Genomic DNA, 18,337 nt, shown 5'->3' with positions numbered 1-18,337 from the left:
TAATTACTAACCTATATATAGAACTACGTTTTTTGTGGATTATTTTTTCTTTTTCTTAAAAATTTTCTTCCAAAATGGTCTTGATTTAGCATCAAAGTACGCAGCATCTTCAGGGTTTAAATCAGATTCATAGCCGTAGGTATACCCATAACCAAAACCTCCAGCACTGTAAGACATCGTGCCGTATCCGTAGCCGTAACCACCATAACTTCTTCTATCTGGAACAGAGTTAAGGATAAGTGAGATGTTCTTAAACTTCCCTGATTTATAAAGGTTATCAGCATTATTGATAAAGGATACCTTAGAGTAATCAGCTCTTAGAATATAAATAGGGTGAGTAACATGTTGCATGATAATCATTCCATCTGTTACAAGCCCAATTGGAGGTGAATCCAGAACGATAACATCAAACTCCTTCTTTAAGTTCTCTAAAAACGTTGAAAAGTTTTTGGACATTACCAACTCTGATGGGTTGGGTGGTATAGGACCTGCACTGATATATTTTAAGTTATGAACATTAGTGTCTTGCAAACAATCTTCTATGGTAGTTTGTCCAATTAAAATTGAAGAAGAACCTTTGATATTGTTACCTCCAAAAGCAAGGTGCACTTTCGGTTTTCGAAGGTCTAGGTCAACCATGACAACTTTCTGTTCAGCCATGCCTATGATACCCGCAAGGTTGGAACCGATAAAAGTTTTTCCTTCACCACTTATCGTTGAAGTAACGGAGATAATCTTGTGTTTGCTGTCTTTATCAACATCATTGATCATGAAGTTCAAATTGGTACGAACAGATCTAAATGCCTCACTCATTGTGGATTTTGGATCATTTGATACGACCAACTTGGATACAGCCATTGTTTCTTTGGTGTATTCAGGGATTAGGCCAAGAATTGGCATATTTGTTCTCCTTTCTAGGTGTTTTAATCCACTGATTTTATCCATTCTTATATAAACAATTAAGATCAGGATAACGGATAAGAAAACACCAACAGCAACACCTACACCATAAATAAACATTATTCTTGGTGCAATCGGAACTTGACTAGCACTAGGAGAGTTGATGACCGCAGAACTTTCAATCGTACTAGCTTGAGCCATACTAACCTCAATCATTTTATTGGTCAAGAGATCAAAAATATTCGTATAAATTTCTACTCTTTTTTCAATTTTTTTGAAGTCAGGGTCGCCACCAATATTTTGATAAAAGACATGTTTTAATTTACCAATCTCCCCTTGAAGCTCTACAATGTTTTCGGTTAAGAATTCTTCTGCAAACTTAATGGATTCAGCGACTTCAAAACGTAATTTCTTGTACAACTCAAGTTTAGCATTACTTGCAATTGTTTTCTCAGTATATGAGTTTTTGATCCTATTAGCTTGTGCTTCTAGTTGAGCTAACTCACTTAAATTGGCAGCAATATTTCCATCAGTTAGAATTGTTGCATAAGCTTGTATGTAGACTATACTACTATCGGCTTCCAAAAAATGTCTCAACTTTTGATATTTCTTTCGTTCTCCTCTGAGTTCATTGAGAGATTTTTCAAGTTCTTGAATGTTACTTACAATAGGACCTGCATCCATGTATGAGGTAAGGTCTTTATTGTAACTAATCTGTCTTAACTTTCGCTCTTGTAGTGAGAGAGAATCTTTGGTGAGATCTGCTTGTTTATATAGATAATCAAGTGCTCTTTCATACACTAAGGCTTTACTTTCCCTTGAGAGCTGACTGTAGGCTAAGTTGATTGCGTGTAGTACTGCAATTGCTTTTTCTCTATTGCCAGCAGTAAAGGAAATTTGTATAGTGTTCGCTTTAGGGTTAAATACCTGAACGCTGATATTTCGTCTTAAGAAACCTACTTGTGAAGATCTTGAGTTGATAATGAAGGAGTAATTGTTATTTAATGTTGATTTTGAATTTGCATCAATGACAATACTTGCCCCCTCTAAGAATAAAGGTTTTCCGGTAAACCCTTCAACAGTATTTTTTCCTTTGTTATAGGTTAGTTTATATCGCTTATTGTCTTCTGAGAAATTGAGATAAATTACTTTATTGACTAATGACGGAGTTTTATTTGTAGGGAATGATACAGAAAAAGGTACATTTCTACCAAATAGTTCAGAGTCTCTAATTTCTCCTACAGAATAATAACTCAATTTCAAATCAATTAACGAATCAAGAACTCTATTATAAGTGACACCTGATGTAATTAATGCCATCTCACTCGCTAATTTATTATCATTCAGAGAGTTGCTTGCTAGGCCAAATTTTTCTGCAAATTCTTGTGAGGATGATGTAAGCTTAACTTGGTTTATTGTTGTTGCTTGATATATACGTGGAGACCAGCGAATATATAAATAAGCACATATTGAAGTGAGAGAAATAAGCAAAAGTACCCAAATAATATTTTTCTTGACAACATATTCTAGTTTGTCAAGATCAATACTATCAGTTACGCTTCCTTCTTCTCTATCGAAATCGTCAAATTCTTTATCAAAATCAGTCATTGAAAGACTTTTAAATTTTATGATTAATTACCCGTAGATATTTGCTGAATCAATAAGTATAGAGAAACTACACTTGATATAACACTAACCATTAGTGTGACATCTTGTAAGTTTCTTGTATCAGACTTTCTTCTAGGTTCAATATAAATTACATCATTAGGCATTACATGTAAATTTGCTTTTGCCATGCCTTGTATTGTACTTAAATCAATAAGCTGAACCGCTGGTTTATTTAAGCCATAAACAGGATCTGGACGTATCATTCTAATATTGGTAGCCATGATGTCATTCTGTACAGGAATGCCATTACCGTTACTGTTATTTTGCCCACTTAGAGTAGCTTGTGAAATTACATCCAATAATGTCATATGTTCAGAACGTAATGGAATAATATTAGCTCCAGTGGCTCCCATTACTATTACTTTCTTATTAATATAGTTTGTTACCACATAGGGATCTAAGTAGAATTCACTATATTTTTTTGCTAACACTTTGTTAGCTTCATCAAGTGTTAACCCTACTAAATTAACAGGACCAATTAAAGGAAGTACTACAAGGCTATCAGACTGAACCAAGTAATTTTTTGGTTCATCACCATTTTGTCTAATATTCATGTTAAAAACACTGTTGGGGTTTTCCAACATGTTGCCATTATTGCCACCGCCAAGGTTTCCTCCTGAATCATTTTTTTTTGATATCTGATCAGGCTGAAGATAATCTCCATTAGGATCAACTATTGCTTCTCCATTATTTGTAAAAACAGACATTGCTATTTTATCATCAACATTGATGACGTAATTATGAAGGGCAGATTGTTGTGCATCCAGAAAAACTTCCTCATTGATACTTGTATCTGTTTTAAACAAAATACTCTTCTTGATAGAACAAGAAGATAAGCTGATTAACAGAAGTAGTGTGATTAAGGATGTAAAATCAGATAGCTGTATAACCTTTTTGAAATGTTTCATGTTTAGTTACATCAATAGCTTATTTAGCGAAATAATAAATCGAATAAGCTTAGAAAAAATAGACACTATTGCCTTGTAGAATTAAATTAAAACCAAAAATAATAAAAAAGGCCTACTCTCAGAATAAATTTCAAAGAGTAAGCCAAATTCTATCTATTAATTGTTTTATTTCTTAAATGACTTTACACCTTCATCTAAGAAGTTGATAAAGTTTTCAACATTTAAGTCATAAGCTTTTGCAGGAGGCATTAAATCACCATTGTCATTTAACAGGCAATAATAAGGTTGTGCATTACTGTTGAACTTTGTGATTTGGAAGTCAAAGTTTTTTGCTCCTATTGTCTTTTTTACATTACCGTCAAATGTTGATGTTACCCATTCATCTTTTGGTAATTTAGTAGGATCATCTACATATAGAGCAAGAATAATATAATCTTCTTTTAAACGCTTCAATACTCTAGGGTCCGACCAAACATTGTCTTCCATTTTACGACAGTTAGCACATCCATGTCCAGTAAAGTCAAGGAAAATAGGCTTGCCAAATTTCTTAGAAGCTTCTACCGCTTGATCATAATCAAAATATCCTTTTAAACCGTGAGGTAAATGGAAGATGTCTCCGTATTTGATTGGATAAAGCATATCCTGTTTTTCTGAAGAAGCATCAATAGATGCGTTAGCAACTTCATCACGGATAATCGATTTTAAATCAAAAGTATGATGTGTTTGTGGAGGTAAAATACCCGAAAGCATTTTCAATGGGGCACCAAATAATCCAGGGATTAAATAAATCACAAATGAGAATACAATTGTCGCTAAAATTAATCTTGGAGGGCTGATAACGTCCATTGGAGAATCATGTGGTAAACGGATTTTACCTAATAAATAAAGCCCTAACATCATTGAAATAGCAATCCAAATCGCTACCATGATATCTTTATCTAAAACACCCCAGTGATATACTAAATCTACTGTTGACAAGAATTTGAAAGCTAAAGCTAATTCTACAAAACCTAGTACCACTTTTACTGAGTTTAACCAACCTCCCGACTTAGGAAGACCTTTCATTAAACCAGGGAACAGGGCAAATATTGTGAATGGTAATGCAAAAGCTGAAGCAAAAGCAATCATACCAAAGATAGGTTTTACGTATGCTCCACCTACTGATTCAATCAAGATTGTTCCTACAATTGGACCTGTACATGAAAAAGAAACAAGTACTAATGTAAATGCCATGAAGAATACGGCACCTAAACCACCCTTGTCCGATTGTTTATCCATTTTATTTACTAATGAACTCGGCATTGTGATTTCGAACATACCGAAGAACGACATCGCAAAAACGATGAAAATTGTAAAGAAAAGGATATTTGGTAACCAGTGTGTTGAAATAGCATTAGCTACACTTGGGTCTCCTGCGAGAGGTGCTAAAACAGCTCCAAAGAAGCCATAAATAGCAATAATTGAGAAACCATATAAGAATGCCTTTGACTTTCCTCCACTTTGATTAGTGAAAAATGAAACCGTCAATGGAATCATTGGGAATACACAAGGAGTAAAAATAGCTGTAAGACCAAATATGAACGCTGAAAGCATAAAACCAAATAAGCTTTCCTCAGTGTCTTGTCCACTAGAAGAAACAGCTTTGATTTCTCCTTTTTCAACTTGCTCTACTTTTACTTCCTTCTTTACTTCTGTATCAACAGCTTCTTCGGCTTTTTCAATTTTAGCATCACCGAAAACAAAACTCTTGGCCAATGGAATACATTGCCCAGTTTCATCAGAACAGCTTTGGCCAGAAATATTTGTTTCAATCTTAAAAGGAATTTCAAGAACTTTTAGTGTTTGAGTGAATTCACCATGCTTTTTAAAATAAGTGATATCACCTTCCCAAAGTTCATCATATTTTTTCTTTGGGTTGACAGGAGTAAATTCTCCAGCAACTTCAAATGTATTGTTTAAAGTGTATTCTACTTCAGTAAGCATTGGTCCTAGGTCAGGATCAAAATCTGAAGAATAGAGATACCAACCTTCTTTAATTTCCGCTTTATAAGTGATAGTAATAACTTCTCCCTTTTTTGGCGAATTGTTTGAAAGTTCAGCACTCCATTTGACAGGGTTAATCAATTGGGCGTTTGTAGTAGATATTATTCCTATAAGGAATAATCCTATTAGATAAATTGATCGAAAAAATGTGTTCATGTTGTTATAAAAATCGTTTTAGATCGTTTCTTCTCTTAATACAGAGCGGAACTGACTTACTTTTTCACCGAACTTCTGTTTGAGCTGGATATGCAAACTTTGTTCGTACTGTCTCATAAAGCGATCTGCATCAGATAAGCTTTCTACATCAAGCATTAATGCAAAGTTACTTCCTGTAGCTTCTGCTTTTTCAGACAATAATTTCATCAGTTTATGACTTTTAAAGCACTTGGTATTTGTTACTTCTGGAATGAAATAAGTTTTCATCCATTCTTTCCACGTAGACAGCACTTCATCGTCTACATGAAAAGAGATATTATATATGATCATGGTATGTAATTTTTTGCAAAATAAAGAGTATCGTAATAATGTACTATTTTTTAAAATTCTTTTTCAATTTAATTACAATCAGGATCATCATTAAATTTCCTAAACCACCTAATTTATATGAATAATGAAATTTATTGACTACAAATATCAAATCAATTGAGTGAAAATTGATAGTTAATACTTCCTTGCTACTTGTACAAATTTCCTTTTATTTACAACGTAAATGAATACGTTGTTTATTTTTATTGACTTATTCTAAGAAATAGTGTAATCCATTGATGTGACTTGTGTTGTAATACAATGTATATGCTCTAATGAAGTACGTAATTAAATATGTTTATAACTTTTGTAGGTTTTTCGTACGTATGATCTAGCTAGGTATAATGCTTAAACTTGTCATGTTTGTGTGTAACTGAATGGAGTATTGGAACTTTTTAATTCAATTTAGGATTGATGATGTAAAGAATACTTTGTTTTTGGGTTGTATTATTTCACTTTTTCATTTTGAAGAAAATTTTAATCAAAATATTGAAATAAAAAAAGATCTTACATGGGAACTAAAACGGAGTATTAGTCATATCGTAAAAAATAGTGACTATGAAACCTAATTTTATTACAACATATCCTACTATTCCTTTATTAAAGATGAAGGTTTGGGAAGAAATTAAGACCTTTGCACATGAAGAGTATCAGCAGTTGTCAATCATAAAAAGTTTTCAAAGAGATTTTTATGATTTGATTTCAGAAGCGAGAGGAGGAATTATCGATAATAATCAAGCCTTGCTTCTTCAGTCGTTACACACTTTAAAAGGTATTGCAGGAACGATAGGTGCGACTAGACTTCAGTTTATAACAAAAGAAGCGGAAGGTATGGCACGCATTGATAATGCTTTTATTGATGAGATAGAGCATTGTGGAAAAGTGTCCATAGATGCATTGAATAATCATTGTGGATAAGGTAAATCAGAAAGAAAAATATTCTAAATTAATAAAAGAAGAGGCTCAACGCCTTGGTTTCTCAGAGTGTGGAATTGCTAAAGCAGGTTTTTTAGAAGAGGAAGCAGATCCTTTAGAAAAATGGCTTAAAGCAGGAATGCATGGAGAAATGGGATATATGGCCAATCACTTTGATAAAAGATTAGACCCTACCAAGCTAGTAGAGGGGGCAAAGTCTGTGGTGATGCTTTCTTATAATTATTTCCCTGAAAAAGATTTAGCACAAGAAGGAAATTTCAAAGTGGCAAAGTACGCTTATGGAGAAGATTACCATTATGTGATAAAAAGAAAACTCAAAGATCTTGTGAAATTTATCAATGCTGAAATTGGTGAAGTAGAGGGTAGAGTTTTCGTAGATTCAGCTCCTGTCATGGAAAGAGCTTGGGCCAAAAAAGCAGGCTTAGGCTGGGTGGGCAAACATAGCTTACTTTTGAATAGAAAAATGGGTAGTTTCTTCTTTTTAGCTGAATTGATTATTGATTTAGAATTACAAGAAGATGCTCCTATCAAAGACTACTGCGGAACATGTACAAGATGTATTGATGCTTGTCCAACAGATGCTATTCTAGAAAAAGGTATTGTTGATGGAAGTAAATGTATTTCCTATTTGACGATTGAACTAAAAGAACAAATCCCAACGGAATTTCAGGGGAAAATGGAAGACTGGATCTTTGGTTGTGACATTTGCCAGGATGTGTGCCCTTGGAATCGATTTTCAAAACCTCATAGTACAGATGAATTTTCACCTCATGATCAATTGGGTGAAATGTCTAAAAATGATTGGAAAGAGATTACGGAAGAAGTTTTTAAAGAAATCTTCAGAAATTCAGCAGTAAAGAGAACAAAGCTGGAAGGTTTAAAACGAAATATTTCATTTGCACAAAAAAAGTGATCACCTTCTGGTTTAGGTGACCACTGTATTAATTTCTTCTTTCTAATGTGAGTGAGTATGTTTTATTTTAGCCAACTAGTGCATAAGAATTAATGTGTTTGTTGCACTCGTTTTGGATTGTGAAGGCAAACTTTGGAAAATTTGATTTACCCCAAGATCTCAAAGATAGTACTTCATTGATCGAAAGGATTCCTAAAGATTTGCGTAACTCTTTTAAAAATAAATGTCTGTCAAATGACACTTTTTTGAGAATTACCTTAGTATATTCAAGCATGATGGGTATGGTTTTACTTGGTTGTCTTGAAAATTAAAAATTTGGTTGAACAATTATTTTGACATCTGCTGATAAGTGTAACGCTAATATAGTGTATATGTTACATTTTTAGTAGATATAATTCATTTTTTTAAACTTTTTTCACAACTTTTCTTCCTTCGAATTGTAGATATTTACGGTATGAAAAGATCACTATTGAAATTTCTTATTTTGAAGAGTTCAATCCAACAATTTGGACTTCTTGTTATTTGCTCAATGCTGTTGTCATTCTCTGCATATGCTCAAACTGTAAGTATCGCTATTGGTAGAACAGAAATTGGTCAGAATGAAAATTTTGAAATTACTTTAACTGTTAAAAATGGTCGTCTGACTAAATATTCTGAATTTCCAGACATTGAAGGGTTTAGAAAAGGGAGACCTTCCAACTCAAGTCAGACCTCAATTATAAACGGGCAAGTATCTACCCAACAGAGTGTAGTACAGATGTATGCGCCAACTAAACAAGGGACATTTAAATTGGCTCCATTTTCTATGTCAGTGAATGGAAAGTCAGTAAACAGTAATGGAGCTACCATCAAAGTAGGTCCTCCTGTACAAAGACAGGTCTATGATCCTTTTGCTGATTTCTGGGGTGGTGGATCATCTTCAAGAAATCAACAAAACCAACAATTTATAGATGTGGAAGCTGACGCATTCTTCTCCGTAAGCACAGACAAGAATAGCGTCTATAGAGGTGAGGGTTTTAAAATGGATATCTCATTTTATGTTTCTGTGACCAACAGAGCCGAAATGGACTTTTATAAGTTGGATGAGCAGGTGACTGAAATATTGAAGAAAGTAAAACCTAAAAACTGTTGGGAAGAAAACTTTAACATAGAATCTGTTCACTCAGAATATGTCACTGTCAATGGGAAGTCTTACCGTCAATACAAAATTTATGAAGCCATGTTCTACCCGTTGAACACGGAAGATATTGTGATTGAGCCTACAGAATTGCAGATGATAAAATATCAGGTGGCACAAAGACAATCCTTCTTTGGTAGAAATAGTAAGGAAACAGTAGAAGTTTTTAAATCTAGAGGCAAGACCATAAAAGTAAAACCACTTCCTAATAGTCAATACAAAAGTATTGCAAGTGTGGGTAATTATCGTTTAAGACAAAAGCTAAGCGATACGGAGATCCAAACAGGAGAAAGTGTAACGTTGGAGTTTAAGGTAGAAGGTGTTGGTAATATATCGTCTATTCGAGAACCTGATTTAGTAGAATCAGAAGATTTACTTTTCTATCCACCAAGTGTTTCTCAGAATATCAAAAGAGCAAATGGAAAAGTAGTGGGTTCAAAAGAGTTTGTATATTACATAGAGCCTCAAGAACCTGGTGAGTATGATCTGAAGGATTTTATCAGTTTGACTATTTTCAATACGAGAACAAAGAAATACGAAACACTATACCCTGAAGGAACTGTAGTAGTAAAAGGTAAAAGCCTTAGAGACGCTAAAATTTCAAAAACGGACCTTGGATCATTTTATGATGCGATGAAAAACGCTGATAACACCTTATTATCTATGGATAATACACCGATGATTCAGATTATTTTGAACATCTTTGTGGTAATCACATTGGTTGTAACAGCAGTGTTACTCTTTAAGAAGTTCTAACGAAAGAAACTATGAAGGGAAATTTCTCTCTATATATACTTAAAATAATAACGGCATTATGTTTTTTCACCTCTTGTGAAAGGTACGTGGATACTGAACCACCTGTTATTGAGTATTTTTATATTAATGGGAATGATGGGAAAAGCGGTGAAGTAGATGTTGATACTTTAAGCACTGATTTAGAGATGCGTGCCTTTTTTAGAGATGAAAACGGAATGCTATCTTATACAGTTTCTTTTGAATATTTGGGTGGAGATGATTCTCCTGGACTCAGAATACCGAATTATTTAAATGATTTTGATACTTTCCCTGTAGCAGGTGCTCAGACAGAAATTTTCAGAACAATTAAAGTAGCATCAGGCCCTGATTCGGATAATTCGGCAGTAGCTGCGACCGGAGATTACAATGTACATTTGGATGCAAAGGACTTGGCTTTGAACGAAGCAGAGAGAGCTACCATCCCGATGGAATTCAGAAATTATACTCCTTTTTTCAAATTTACGGATATTGAAAAAGATACTGTTGCAGGACAAAAAGAAGTAAATTTTCCAATCAATTTCATCTTAGCAGATTTAGATAAAAATATGAATGCACTAAGTATGGAAATGATATTACTGATCTATGATCCTGATGATATTGAAAATGGCGGAGTCAGAGATTCGTTATTACTGAAGTTCCCTGTGAGGCAACCTATCTCTGGAGAAGATTCATTAGTTTATGCTGAATCATTCGTTTTTCTTGATACAGGTAGTTATGAGTTGAGAATGAAAGCTGAAGATGAAAGGAGAAATGAAACAGACGCTAATATTTTTATCAGAGTAGAGAATTAAAATTTAGCGGGAATATATATAAAAAGACCTCTTACAATTTTTGATCTGTAAGAGGTCTTTTTTATTGGAAGAAACTTAATCGTTTTTATACCCAAACATTTTTAAGCTCTTATCATTTTTTCTCCAGTCTGCATCAACTTTTACATGCGTTTCAAGGAAGACTTTTTTCTGGATAAATTTCTCTAATTCTTTTCTTGAGTCAGCACCAACGTGTTTTAGTTTGATACCACCTTTACCGATAATAATACCTTTCTGACTTTCTCTTTCGATCATAATAGTGGCCTTGATCTTGACCATATCATCTGTTTCTTTAAAGGTGTCTACAATTACCTCACAAGAGTAAGGAACTTCTTCCTTGTAGTGCATAAAGATCTTCTCTCTGATAATTTCAGAAACAAAGAAACGCATTGGCTTATCCGTTAATTCTTCTTTATCATAAAAAGCTTCATGTTCAGGAAGTAAATTTAAAATTTCATCTAAAATGGCAGGGACGTTAAAACCATGTAAAGCAGAAACAGGCATAATCACTTTTGGGTTCAATTTCTCTTGCCAATATGTGACCTTTTTCAATACATCATCTTGCTTAGCCTGATCAATTTTGTTGATAATGACAATAATCGGAGCCTTGGTTTTTTCAAGCTTTATTAGAGCGTCTTTCTCTTTAAAAGTTTCAAAAATGTCTGTAACAAATAAAACAACATCTGCATCATTGAGTGAGTTATCCACAAAGTCCATCATAGACTCATGTAATTCATATTTAGGGTTGATGATACCTGGAGTGTCTGAATAGACAATTTGATAATCTTCAGAGCTCATGATACCCATAATACGGTGACGAGTTGTCTGAGCCTTGCTTGTAATAATGGAAAGCCTCTCTCCCACCAACTCATTCATCAATGTGGATTTACCAACATTCGGTTTTCCAACAATACTCACAAATCCCGCTTTGTGCTTTTTCTCTTCACTCATGATAATGTTCTACTTTATTATATATGTTTTGAGGAGCCAAATTTAGGCCCCAACGGTTCTATTAAAATGTGCCATACCAAAATAGATACAGCTGTATGGAAGTTCTCCTTTAAAATAATCAAAAATTGCCTTTACTCCTTGATTCGCACCTACATTTCTGATTGCTTCAGCCACTGCTTCAAGTTGTTCTCCATTTATGAATTGGAAAATATCAATATTATATCCCATTTCATAGAGTGTGGCCAAGTGGTTTAAGATACTCTCATCTCTTAGTTGCCTTTGTTGAGCAATTTCATGAATTGTCAAATCTTTCTGATATAATTCGTACGTTAACAGCGGAGAACTACCTTTTATTTTGTACCCTTCTTTTGCTTTAGCAATGACAAAAAGAACAATTGCTCCAATAAACTCATTGCCGTATTTTCTAAGCTTGGTTTCACCAACACCAGATACTTTAATCATGTCATGGACAGAGATTGGCATTTTTTCAGACATATCCTTAAGAGTGGCATCATTAAATACGACATAAGGAGGAATACTTTCCTTGTCAGCCAATTTCTTACGAAGTACCCTAAGCGTTTCAAACAGATCTTGACGTAATTGTTCTTTTGCAGTTACTTTCTTCGTTGGAGCTTTGGTAGAAGGCGTTTCCTTGAATTGTGATAACTTTGCAAAGTTAACAGGAAATTTACCCATTAACACATTCTCACCTGCTTTAGTGACTCTAAAAGTGTTGTGATGGTCATAAGCAATTTCAATCAAACCAAGATTAAGCATTTGCTGTAAATACAACTGCCAATGATCATAAGAGATGTCGTTACCAGCACCATAAGTTTTGATTTGATCAAAGCCCTGACGAACTAAATCAATACGTCTAGAACCTCTCAGGATATCAATCAACATACCCGCTGAAAGAGACTTATTCATTTCTCTTTGCGCTCTAATGACTGCCGACATCGCCTTCTGAGCAATTACAGTCCCATCAAACAACTCAGGAGGATTTCTACATACATCACAGTTTCCACAATCTTTTTCAAGACTTTCACCAAAGTAGCTTAATAGAATACGTCTACGGCAAGTTCTTGTTTCAGAGTATTGCTGCATTCTTTCGAGTTTGGAAAGTTGAAGTTGTGATTGCCCACTTTCCCCTACCATATCTCTAAGCTGCATTACGTCTGCAAATGTATAGAACAGTAAAGTATCAGAAGGAAGTCCATCTCTTCCTGCCCTACCTATTTCTTGGTAATACCCTTCCATATTTTTAGGAAGGTTGTAGTGTATGACCCACCTAACATTGGGTTTGTCGATACCCATACCGAAAGCAATTGTAGCACAGATAATAGGAATATCGTCTTTGATAAAACCTTCCTGTACCCTCGCTCTTTCTTCAGCAGGCATACCTGCATGATAATATAATGCGTTATGTCCGGCCTTACGTAACTTGGTTGCAAGGCTTTCTGTATTTTTTCTTGATAAGCAATAGATAATTCCTGACTGATTGGGTCTTTCAGCAAGGAAGTGTAAGATCTTTTCTATTCTTTTTTGTCCAGCTTCAACTCTCAGGCTTAAGTTGGGTCGGTCAAAAGAGGAAATAAACATCTTTGGGTTGACCATGCCTAATTGAGTGGCAATATCATTTCTTGTCGCTTTATCTGCTGTAGCGGTTAGGGCAATAAATGATACATCAGGATAACGCTGCCTTAAAGAAATAAGTTTGGTGTATTCCTGTCTGAAATCATGTCCCCATTGAGAAATACAGTGTGCTTCATCAATGGCAATAAAGCTGATATAAACCCTAGAAAGAAAATCTAGAAACTGTGGTGTTAGTAATTTTTCAGGAGAGATATAAAGTAGTTTCAATCTTTCGTTGATAAGATCTTCTTCTACTTCTCTCATTTCTGTATAGGATTGCGTACTATTCAAAAATGCAGCAGGAACACCGTTTGCTTTTAGGTTTTCCACCTGATCTTTCATCAGTGCAATTAATGGAGAAATAACAATGGCTACTCCTTGAGAAATAATTCCTGGAATTTGATAACAGATTGACTTTCCACCTCCAGTAGGCATTAAGACAACTGTATCTTGTTTTGCAAGTACATTTTGGATAATGTCCTCTTGCATTGGTCTGAATCGGTCATACCCAAAATATTGCTTAAGGGCATGTTGAGCAGTTGAGATATCCATTGAAAAGTTTTTTTGTCAAAATATTTCCGCAAGTTACTATGAAGTTGAAAGCTATACAAAAAATGTCAACCATTAATAATCAGAGTTTATCACCATTATTTAAGGTTATAAAATGTGACACTGTTAATACATCTCAATGAAAATTTTTCAAAAATCTACTTTATTTTATTAGTATAAATATTAAATCCGCAATAGAATTGTCGAAACCGGTTGCAGTGTATAAAATACAATTACTCTACTAAATCTATAGTTTAATGCCGCGAGTGCATAGTGTTTTGATTATAAATTAGATACAAAACAGTATTTTTATTCGAAAAGTTTAAAATAATACGTTGATTATTTGCGAAATAGTCAATATTATGATATATTTACATTCAAGAAGTCAACCAAATAAGGAAATGATTGCAAAAATCGCAATTTCCTGTTTGACTTAGTTAAAGAGTGAATTTAGTATCATTCTTTAATGAATATATTTCGATGGAAGTTTAAATAATTGAATTGGTTAGAAAGAAGGTGAGTAATGCTCACCTTTTTTTATGTGCCCTATTTTAACTCGGAATTCCTAAAAGAAATATATCTTTGTACAGCTTAAGTACTAGAACTGAGTTAAACTTGGCATTTTAGATTGAGGTTTCCCTCCCTTTGAATATTGCTTTTCGAGGAGAACAATGAGTGACAAATTCTAAAGTAGAAGGAGTAAAAAAGGAAAAATCAAAACCCTGTTTATATTTGTCTTAGTATTTATAATATTATCAATGAATATTGTATTTAAATACTGTTCATAATATCTGATTTGAATAAAGTCTGACAAATGATAAAGAAAAATCAATTTTTAATACGAATAACCTCTATATTAGAAACCTAGCTTAATCCTTTACTACTTTGTGATTTTGTTCTAAATTCAAACTTAACAGCAATTTGGTACAGACCTGTAGAGGTAAGTGCTAACATGTAAGAATAATTATATTTTCATATTCTACCTATGAGTAATTACAAGAATATTTTTGTTATTGACGATGATCCGACAAACAACTTGATTTGTCGTAAAATGATAGAAAAAACAGGCTTTGGTGAAAACGTAACAACTTACCTCAACGTACAAGATGCAGTAGACGCTTGGGAAGAAGTACAGCCAGAAGTGGTATTTTTAGATATCAATATGCCACCAAGTACAGGGTGGGACTTTTTGGATCAGTTGAAAGCAAAAAATATAGATAATGATAAAGTATATATGCTTTCTGCTGAAGTAACATCTGAAGACAGAAAAAAAGCGGCACAATATGATCAAGTGGCTGGAATTATAATCAAGCCATTAACTCCAGTAAAGTTGGAGGAGATAAAATAATTGTGTCTATACCATAGACAAAAAAAATTGAGAGGTGATAATTTGTAGTATACATAGAAGGTGGTTGAAATTTGTTGGATTTTGTATATGCCTATTATTGCCTTTTTTTTCCTTCGGACAATCCCTAGAAAAAGATACTTTAAAGATAAAAGAGCACGAAGTCTCTGAAATTCAGGCGGAATTAGATTCTTTACTACAAAACAATTACCATTTAGATGCAAATGCATTAGCTGATAGTGTTTTAGTATTGGCTAAAGAAACATATAGTAATACAGACCTTCGTATTATTTTAATTCATAAGCGTATAGCCGAAAAGTTTGCAGACAACGGCTATTCAAATATAGCCTCTCAATATATACAGAGAGCATTGGCGATTCTCCGTTCTAACCCTACTCCCAATTATGCATTTATTGGTGATATGTATATTTATCTAGCTCAGATTTTTAGGCATCACCAACTTTCTAACATCGCCATTAATTATTATGAACAGGCCATGGAAGCTTATGAAAAAGCGGAAGGTCGAGAGCATTATTTTCCATTAGTCAATGTGTATATGACCTTAGGTAATTTTCATTATGAAATTGAAAACTTTGGTACAGCAAGTTCTTATTATACCAAAGCATCAAATCTGATTTCAAAAATGGATACACAATACCGAGCAGATATGGTGGAAATTCTGAATCGGATTGCCAAAGCACAAACTAGAACTGGAGCATATAAAATTGCAATCAAGAACTTAAATCAGTCCATCCTGATTGCTAATAAGGTATTTGGAAAGAATTCGATCGAATTGGCTAATCAGTATGAATCTTTAGCTGAAGTTTATTTACAGAGAGGAGATCACCAAGATGCGAATGAAGCCGCTAATAAGGTGGTGAAAATATTGGTAGGTAACATTGGAACAGTAGAAAGAAGGCAAACATATGAAAGGAAGATTGCAGACACATTTTTTTATAAGAGAGAATACGGTTTGTCTCATCAATGGTATCAAAAGCTTTACGCTGATGCATTAATTGCCAATCAAGATTTCAATGACTTTACTGAGCTGACCAAATGGTATTTACAAATTGCAGGCAAGTTTGAGAGAGTAAAAGAAGATGTTATTGCCTTAAAAATCTATCAAAAAATACTGTCATTAAATCAAGAAAGATTTGGTGAGAATAATTTAAAAGCAGCGGAGGTAATGCATTTAATCTCAAAATGCTATGTACGTTTAAATGATTTCCAACAGGCAGAGACATATACCAATAAAGCCTATGCTATTGAATGGGAAATAGGATCAGAAAAAGACAGCACACAATTGGCTATTCAAAATATTGATATGGCAGGCCTTTTACTAATGAAAGGAGACACTGTTGAGGCCGTGAAATTATATCACAATGTGGAAAAATTGGAAGAAAACCGTGAGAGCAGATGGAAAGCGATTGCTTACAATAATCTCTCGATGATCAAATTTGAACAGAAGAAATTTACAGAGGCTTATTACTACAGTGAGCTTCTTTTGAGCTACTACAAAGAAAACTATGGGCGTGATTATATCAAGACTATAGGTTGTTATTTATTGATAGGAAATATCATTTATGCTCAGGGAGAACAAGAGAAAGCTGTTGAAAATTATTACAGTAAACCTATCCGATTGGCTTCACATCTCTTCCGTAAACCGAACGAGGTAAGTTTTCAAGCCAACAAAAACCTTTCTGATTATTATAAGAATCTAAAAAAAGTAGACCTGTCTCAACGTTACGCTGCTTACGCACGAGAGATACAGGTCATTATATCTTCTGAGAATACCAATTAAATCAAATGGAAGCTATGACTAGCTGTTTTTGATTTCTGATAACTTCTCATTTAATGTGTCCAAGATGTTACGAAGGTGACGTTCTAACTCAGCCCACGCCATTACAGGGTCAACAGAATTGACATCTTCCTTATAATTTGCACCAACTTCAGCCATAAAACGCTCTAAAGTATCTAGATTAAATGTGTGTAATCTAGTACTAAACTTGTGTTTAACGGCACTAAAAAGGTCAGAGTCTTTATCTTCTAAAGCTAATTTTAATTTTGGAAAGTCAGATTCAAATTCATCAATAGAGATTGATAAGAAATCTACATATCCATCTTTGTCTCCTTCAAAAAGAGTATCTGTAAAACTGAAATCCATAGGATAAGTTGATATTGCCATAATATTAGTTCATTTTAAAAATAACGAATTCTTTCTAAAAAATTCTAGATTTTAGAATGATAATCATCAAATCCATAAGATCTCGATGAAAATCTAAGGTATACCGCAAAGATATAGAGGAATAGCACTTCAATGTATAGTCAACACTTAATAAAAGTAAATCACTAACGATCATTAAAAGTTTATTTAGAATATTTTTTAATGAAGTGCCGTCAATTTATAATTTTTAGAAGCAAAGTAACCGGATCAAAATAGGCTGTAACCTCTTTTGATTTTCTTTTTCTTCATTTCTTACGAGGTACAATATTACTTTTTTCTACTTAAGTATTGAAGCGTAATTTTAAAAAAAACATTAAGATAAGAGGTGGAAAGGTGTGCTGTTTTTCTGTTTGTTTTAGAAGTCAATAAAATTCTTTCATTTTTTATTGAAATAAAGACCCTTGAAAATCAGTTCGTTTACATTCATTTTTATCTTTTTTCTTATTTTCTTTTGGAAATATAAAATCTCGCCTTACCTTTGCATCGCTTTAAACGAAAAGCATGAATGAATAAGCGAAAATAGCTCAGCTGGTAGAGCGCAACCTTGCCAAGGTTGAGGTCGCGGGTTCGAACCCCGTTTTTCGCTCCATTTAAAACATTTCATTTGTCAGCAATGGTAAATGAGCCGGGATGGCGGAACTGGTAGACGCGCAAGACTTAAAATCTTGTGAGGGCAACCTCGTGTGGGTTCGATTCCCACTCCTGGTACTAAGCTGCGAAAATAGCTCAGCTGGTAGAGCGCAACCTTGCCAAGGTTGAGGTCGCGGGTTCGAACCCCGTTTTTCGCTCTGAGTGCCAAGTTATTTAAATGGCTAAGGAAATAAGGAAGACTTGACTTCCTTTCAATAAAAACAAGAAAATACTTTCATTTGTCAGCAATGATAGATGAGCCGGGATGGCGGAACTGGTAGACGCGCAAGACTTAAAATCTTGTGAGGGCAACCTCGTGTGGGTTCGATTCC

13 protein-coding genes and 3 tRNA genes are annotated in these 18,337 nt (G+C 34.0%); 9 read left to right on the top strand and 7 right to left on the bottom strand.

Going from position 1 to position 18,337, the window contains the following annotated elements; translation table 11 throughout:
- Nucleotides 1-39: 39 nt before the first annotated feature.
- The 4 genes from IC221_RS17065 to IC221_RS17050 form a co-directional block, all read right to left on the bottom strand.
- Nucleotides 40-2,508, bottom strand: coding sequence for a polysaccharide biosynthesis tyrosine autokinase (locus tag IC221_RS17065; protein WP_188170131.1), 2,469 nt, complete (start codon nt 2,506-2,508; stop codon nt 40-42).
- 23 nt (nt 2,509-2,531) lie between these two features.
- On the bottom strand, nt 2,532-3,476 hold the full coding sequence (locus IC221_RS17060; RefSeq protein WP_188170130.1) for a polysaccharide biosynthesis/export family protein: 945 nt from the start codon (nt 3,474-3,476) through the stop codon (nt 2,532-2,534).
- A 165-nt stretch (nt 3,477-3,641) separates the two neighbouring features.
- Nucleotides 3,642-5,675 carry a thioredoxin family protein gene (locus IC221_RS17055; protein ID WP_188170129.1) on the bottom strand — a complete coding sequence of 678 codons (2,034 nt, stop codon included), beginning with the start codon at nt 5,673-5,675 and terminating at the stop codon, nt 3,642-3,644.
- Between the two features lie 18 nt (nt 5,676-5,693).
- Nucleotides 5,694-6,005, bottom strand: coding sequence for a DUF4286 family protein (locus IC221_RS17050; protein ID WP_188170128.1), 312 nt, complete (start codon nt 6,003-6,005; stop codon nt 5,694-5,696).
- Between the two features lie 597 nt (nt 6,006-6,602).
- Between IC221_RS17050 and IC221_RS17045 the strand changes: the two genes are divergently transcribed.
- From IC221_RS17045 to IC221_RS17030, 4 genes are all read left to right on the top strand, one after another.
- On the top strand, nt 6,603-6,962 hold the full coding sequence (locus IC221_RS17045; protein WP_188170127.1) for an Hpt domain-containing protein: 360 nt from the start codon (nt 6,603-6,605) through the stop codon (nt 6,960-6,962).
- The gene (gene queG, locus IC221_RS17040) at nt 6,955-7,893 is read left to right on the top strand and encodes a tRNA epoxyqueuosine(34) reductase QueG (RefSeq protein ID WP_188170126.1); all 939 of its coding nucleotides are present in this window, start codon (nt 6,955-6,957) and stop codon (nt 7,891-7,893) included. Before IC221_RS17045 ends, queG begins: the two co-directional genes overlap by 8 nt.
- Before the next feature lie 454 nt (nt 7,894-8,347).
- The gene (locus tag IC221_RS17035; RefSeq protein WP_188170125.1) at nt 8,348-9,826 is read left to right on the top strand and encodes a BatD family protein; all 1,479 of its coding nucleotides are present in this window, start codon (nt 8,348-8,350) and stop codon (nt 9,824-9,826) included.
- Between the two features lie 11 nt (nt 9,827-9,837).
- Nucleotides 9,838-10,656, top strand: coding sequence for a hypothetical protein (locus IC221_RS17030; RefSeq protein ID WP_188170124.1), 819 nt, complete (start codon nt 9,838-9,840; stop codon nt 10,654-10,656).
- A 75-nt stretch (nt 10,657-10,731) separates the two neighbouring features.
- Here IC221_RS17030 and era read toward each other — a convergent pair whose 3' ends face one another.
- Complete coding sequence (era, locus tag IC221_RS17025) at nt 10,732-11,625, bottom strand: GTPase Era (RefSeq protein WP_188170123.1); 894 nt, start codon at nt 11,623-11,625, stop codon at nt 10,732-10,734.
- Between the two features lie 42 nt (nt 11,626-11,667).
- On the bottom strand, nt 11,668-13,809 hold the full coding sequence (recQ, locus tag IC221_RS17020; RefSeq protein WP_188170122.1) for a DNA helicase RecQ: 2,142 nt from the start codon (nt 13,807-13,809) through the stop codon (nt 11,668-11,670).
- Nucleotides 13,810-14,791: 982 nt separating this feature from the next.
- Between recQ and IC221_RS17015 the strand changes: the two genes are divergently transcribed.
- Together IC221_RS17015 and IC221_RS17010 are read left to right on the top strand one after the other, a co-directional pair.
- On the top strand, nt 14,792-15,154 hold the full coding sequence (locus IC221_RS17015; protein WP_044211207.1) for a response regulator: 363 nt from the start codon (nt 14,792-14,794) through the stop codon (nt 15,152-15,154).
- A 97-nt stretch (nt 15,155-15,251) separates the two neighbouring features.
- Entirely contained in the window at nt 15,252-16,952 is a 1,701-nt protein-coding gene (locus IC221_RS17010) for a tetratricopeptide repeat protein (protein WP_188170121.1), read from the top strand.
- Between the two features lie 18 nt (nt 16,953-16,970).
- On the opposite strand, the gene IC221_RS17005 is transcribed toward IC221_RS17010, so the two are convergent.
- Entirely contained in the window at nt 16,971-17,336 is a 366-nt protein-coding gene (locus IC221_RS17005; RefSeq protein WP_044211212.1) for a hypothetical protein, read from the bottom strand.
- A gap of 552 nt (nt 17,337-17,888) precedes the next feature.
- Between IC221_RS17005 and IC221_RS17000 the strand changes: the two genes are divergently transcribed.
- From IC221_RS17000 to IC221_RS16990, 3 genes are all read left to right on the top strand, one after another.
- A tRNA-Gly gene (locus IC221_RS17000) sits at nt 17,889-17,964 on the top strand.
- Nucleotides 17,965-17,999: 35 nt separating this feature from the next.
- Nucleotides 18,000-18,083, top strand: a tRNA-Leu gene (locus IC221_RS16995).
- A 7-nt stretch (nt 18,084-18,090) separates the two neighbouring features.
- Nucleotides 18,091-18,163 (top strand) — tRNA-Gly (locus IC221_RS16990).
- The last annotated feature ends 174 nt before the right edge of the window (nt 18,164-18,337 follow it).

The sequence above is a fragment of the Flammeovirga sp. EKP202 genome, assembly GCF_014534745.1.
In the GTDB taxonomy this organism is placed as follows: Bacteria; Bacteroidota; Bacteroidia; order Cytophagales; family Flammeovirgaceae; genus Flammeovirga.
The sequence above is the reverse complement of the archived record's forward strand: the minus strand, read 5'-3'. Positions and strand labels throughout refer to the sequence as shown.

What these genes read in the sequence shown, in the direction of transcription:
- IC221_RS17065 (WP_188170131.1), bottom strand. Translation starts at nt 2,508, where the DNA reads ATGACTGATTTTGATAAAGAATTTGACGATTTCGATAGAGAAGAAGGA.
- IC221_RS17060 (WP_188170130.1), bottom strand. Translation starts at nt 3,476, where the DNA reads ATGAAACATTTCAAAAAGGTTATACAGCTATCTGATTTTACATCCTTA.
- IC221_RS17055 (WP_188170129.1), bottom strand. Translation starts at nt 5,675, where the DNA reads ATGAACACATTTTTTCGATCAATTTATCTAATAGGATTATTCCTTATA.
- IC221_RS17050 (WP_188170128.1), bottom strand. Translation starts at nt 6,005, where the DNA reads ATGATCATATATAATATCTCTTTTCATGTAGACGATGAAGTGCTGTCT.
- IC221_RS17045 (WP_188170127.1), top strand. Translation starts at nt 6,603, where the DNA reads ATGAAACCTAATTTTATTACAACATATCCTACTATTCCTTTATTAAAG.
- IC221_RS17035 (WP_188170125.1), top strand. Translation starts at nt 8,348, where the DNA reads ATGAAAAGATCACTATTGAAATTTCTTATTTTGAAGAGTTCAATCCAA.
- IC221_RS17030 (WP_188170124.1), top strand. Translation starts at nt 9,838, where the DNA reads ATGAAGGGAAATTTCTCTCTATATATACTTAAAATAATAACGGCATTA.
- era (WP_188170123.1), bottom strand. Translation starts at nt 11,625, where the DNA reads ATGAGTGAAGAGAAAAAGCACAAAGCGGGATTTGTGAGTATTGTTGGA.
- recQ (WP_188170122.1), bottom strand. Translation starts at nt 13,809, where the DNA reads ATGGATATCTCAACTGCTCAACATGCCCTTAAGCAATATTTTGGGTAT.
- IC221_RS17015 (WP_044211207.1), top strand. Translation starts at nt 14,792, where the DNA reads ATGAGTAATTACAAGAATATTTTTGTTATTGACGATGATCCGACAAAC.
- IC221_RS17005 (WP_044211212.1), bottom strand. Translation starts at nt 17,336, where the DNA reads ATGGCAATATCAACTTATCCTATGGATTTCAGTTTTACAGATACTCTT.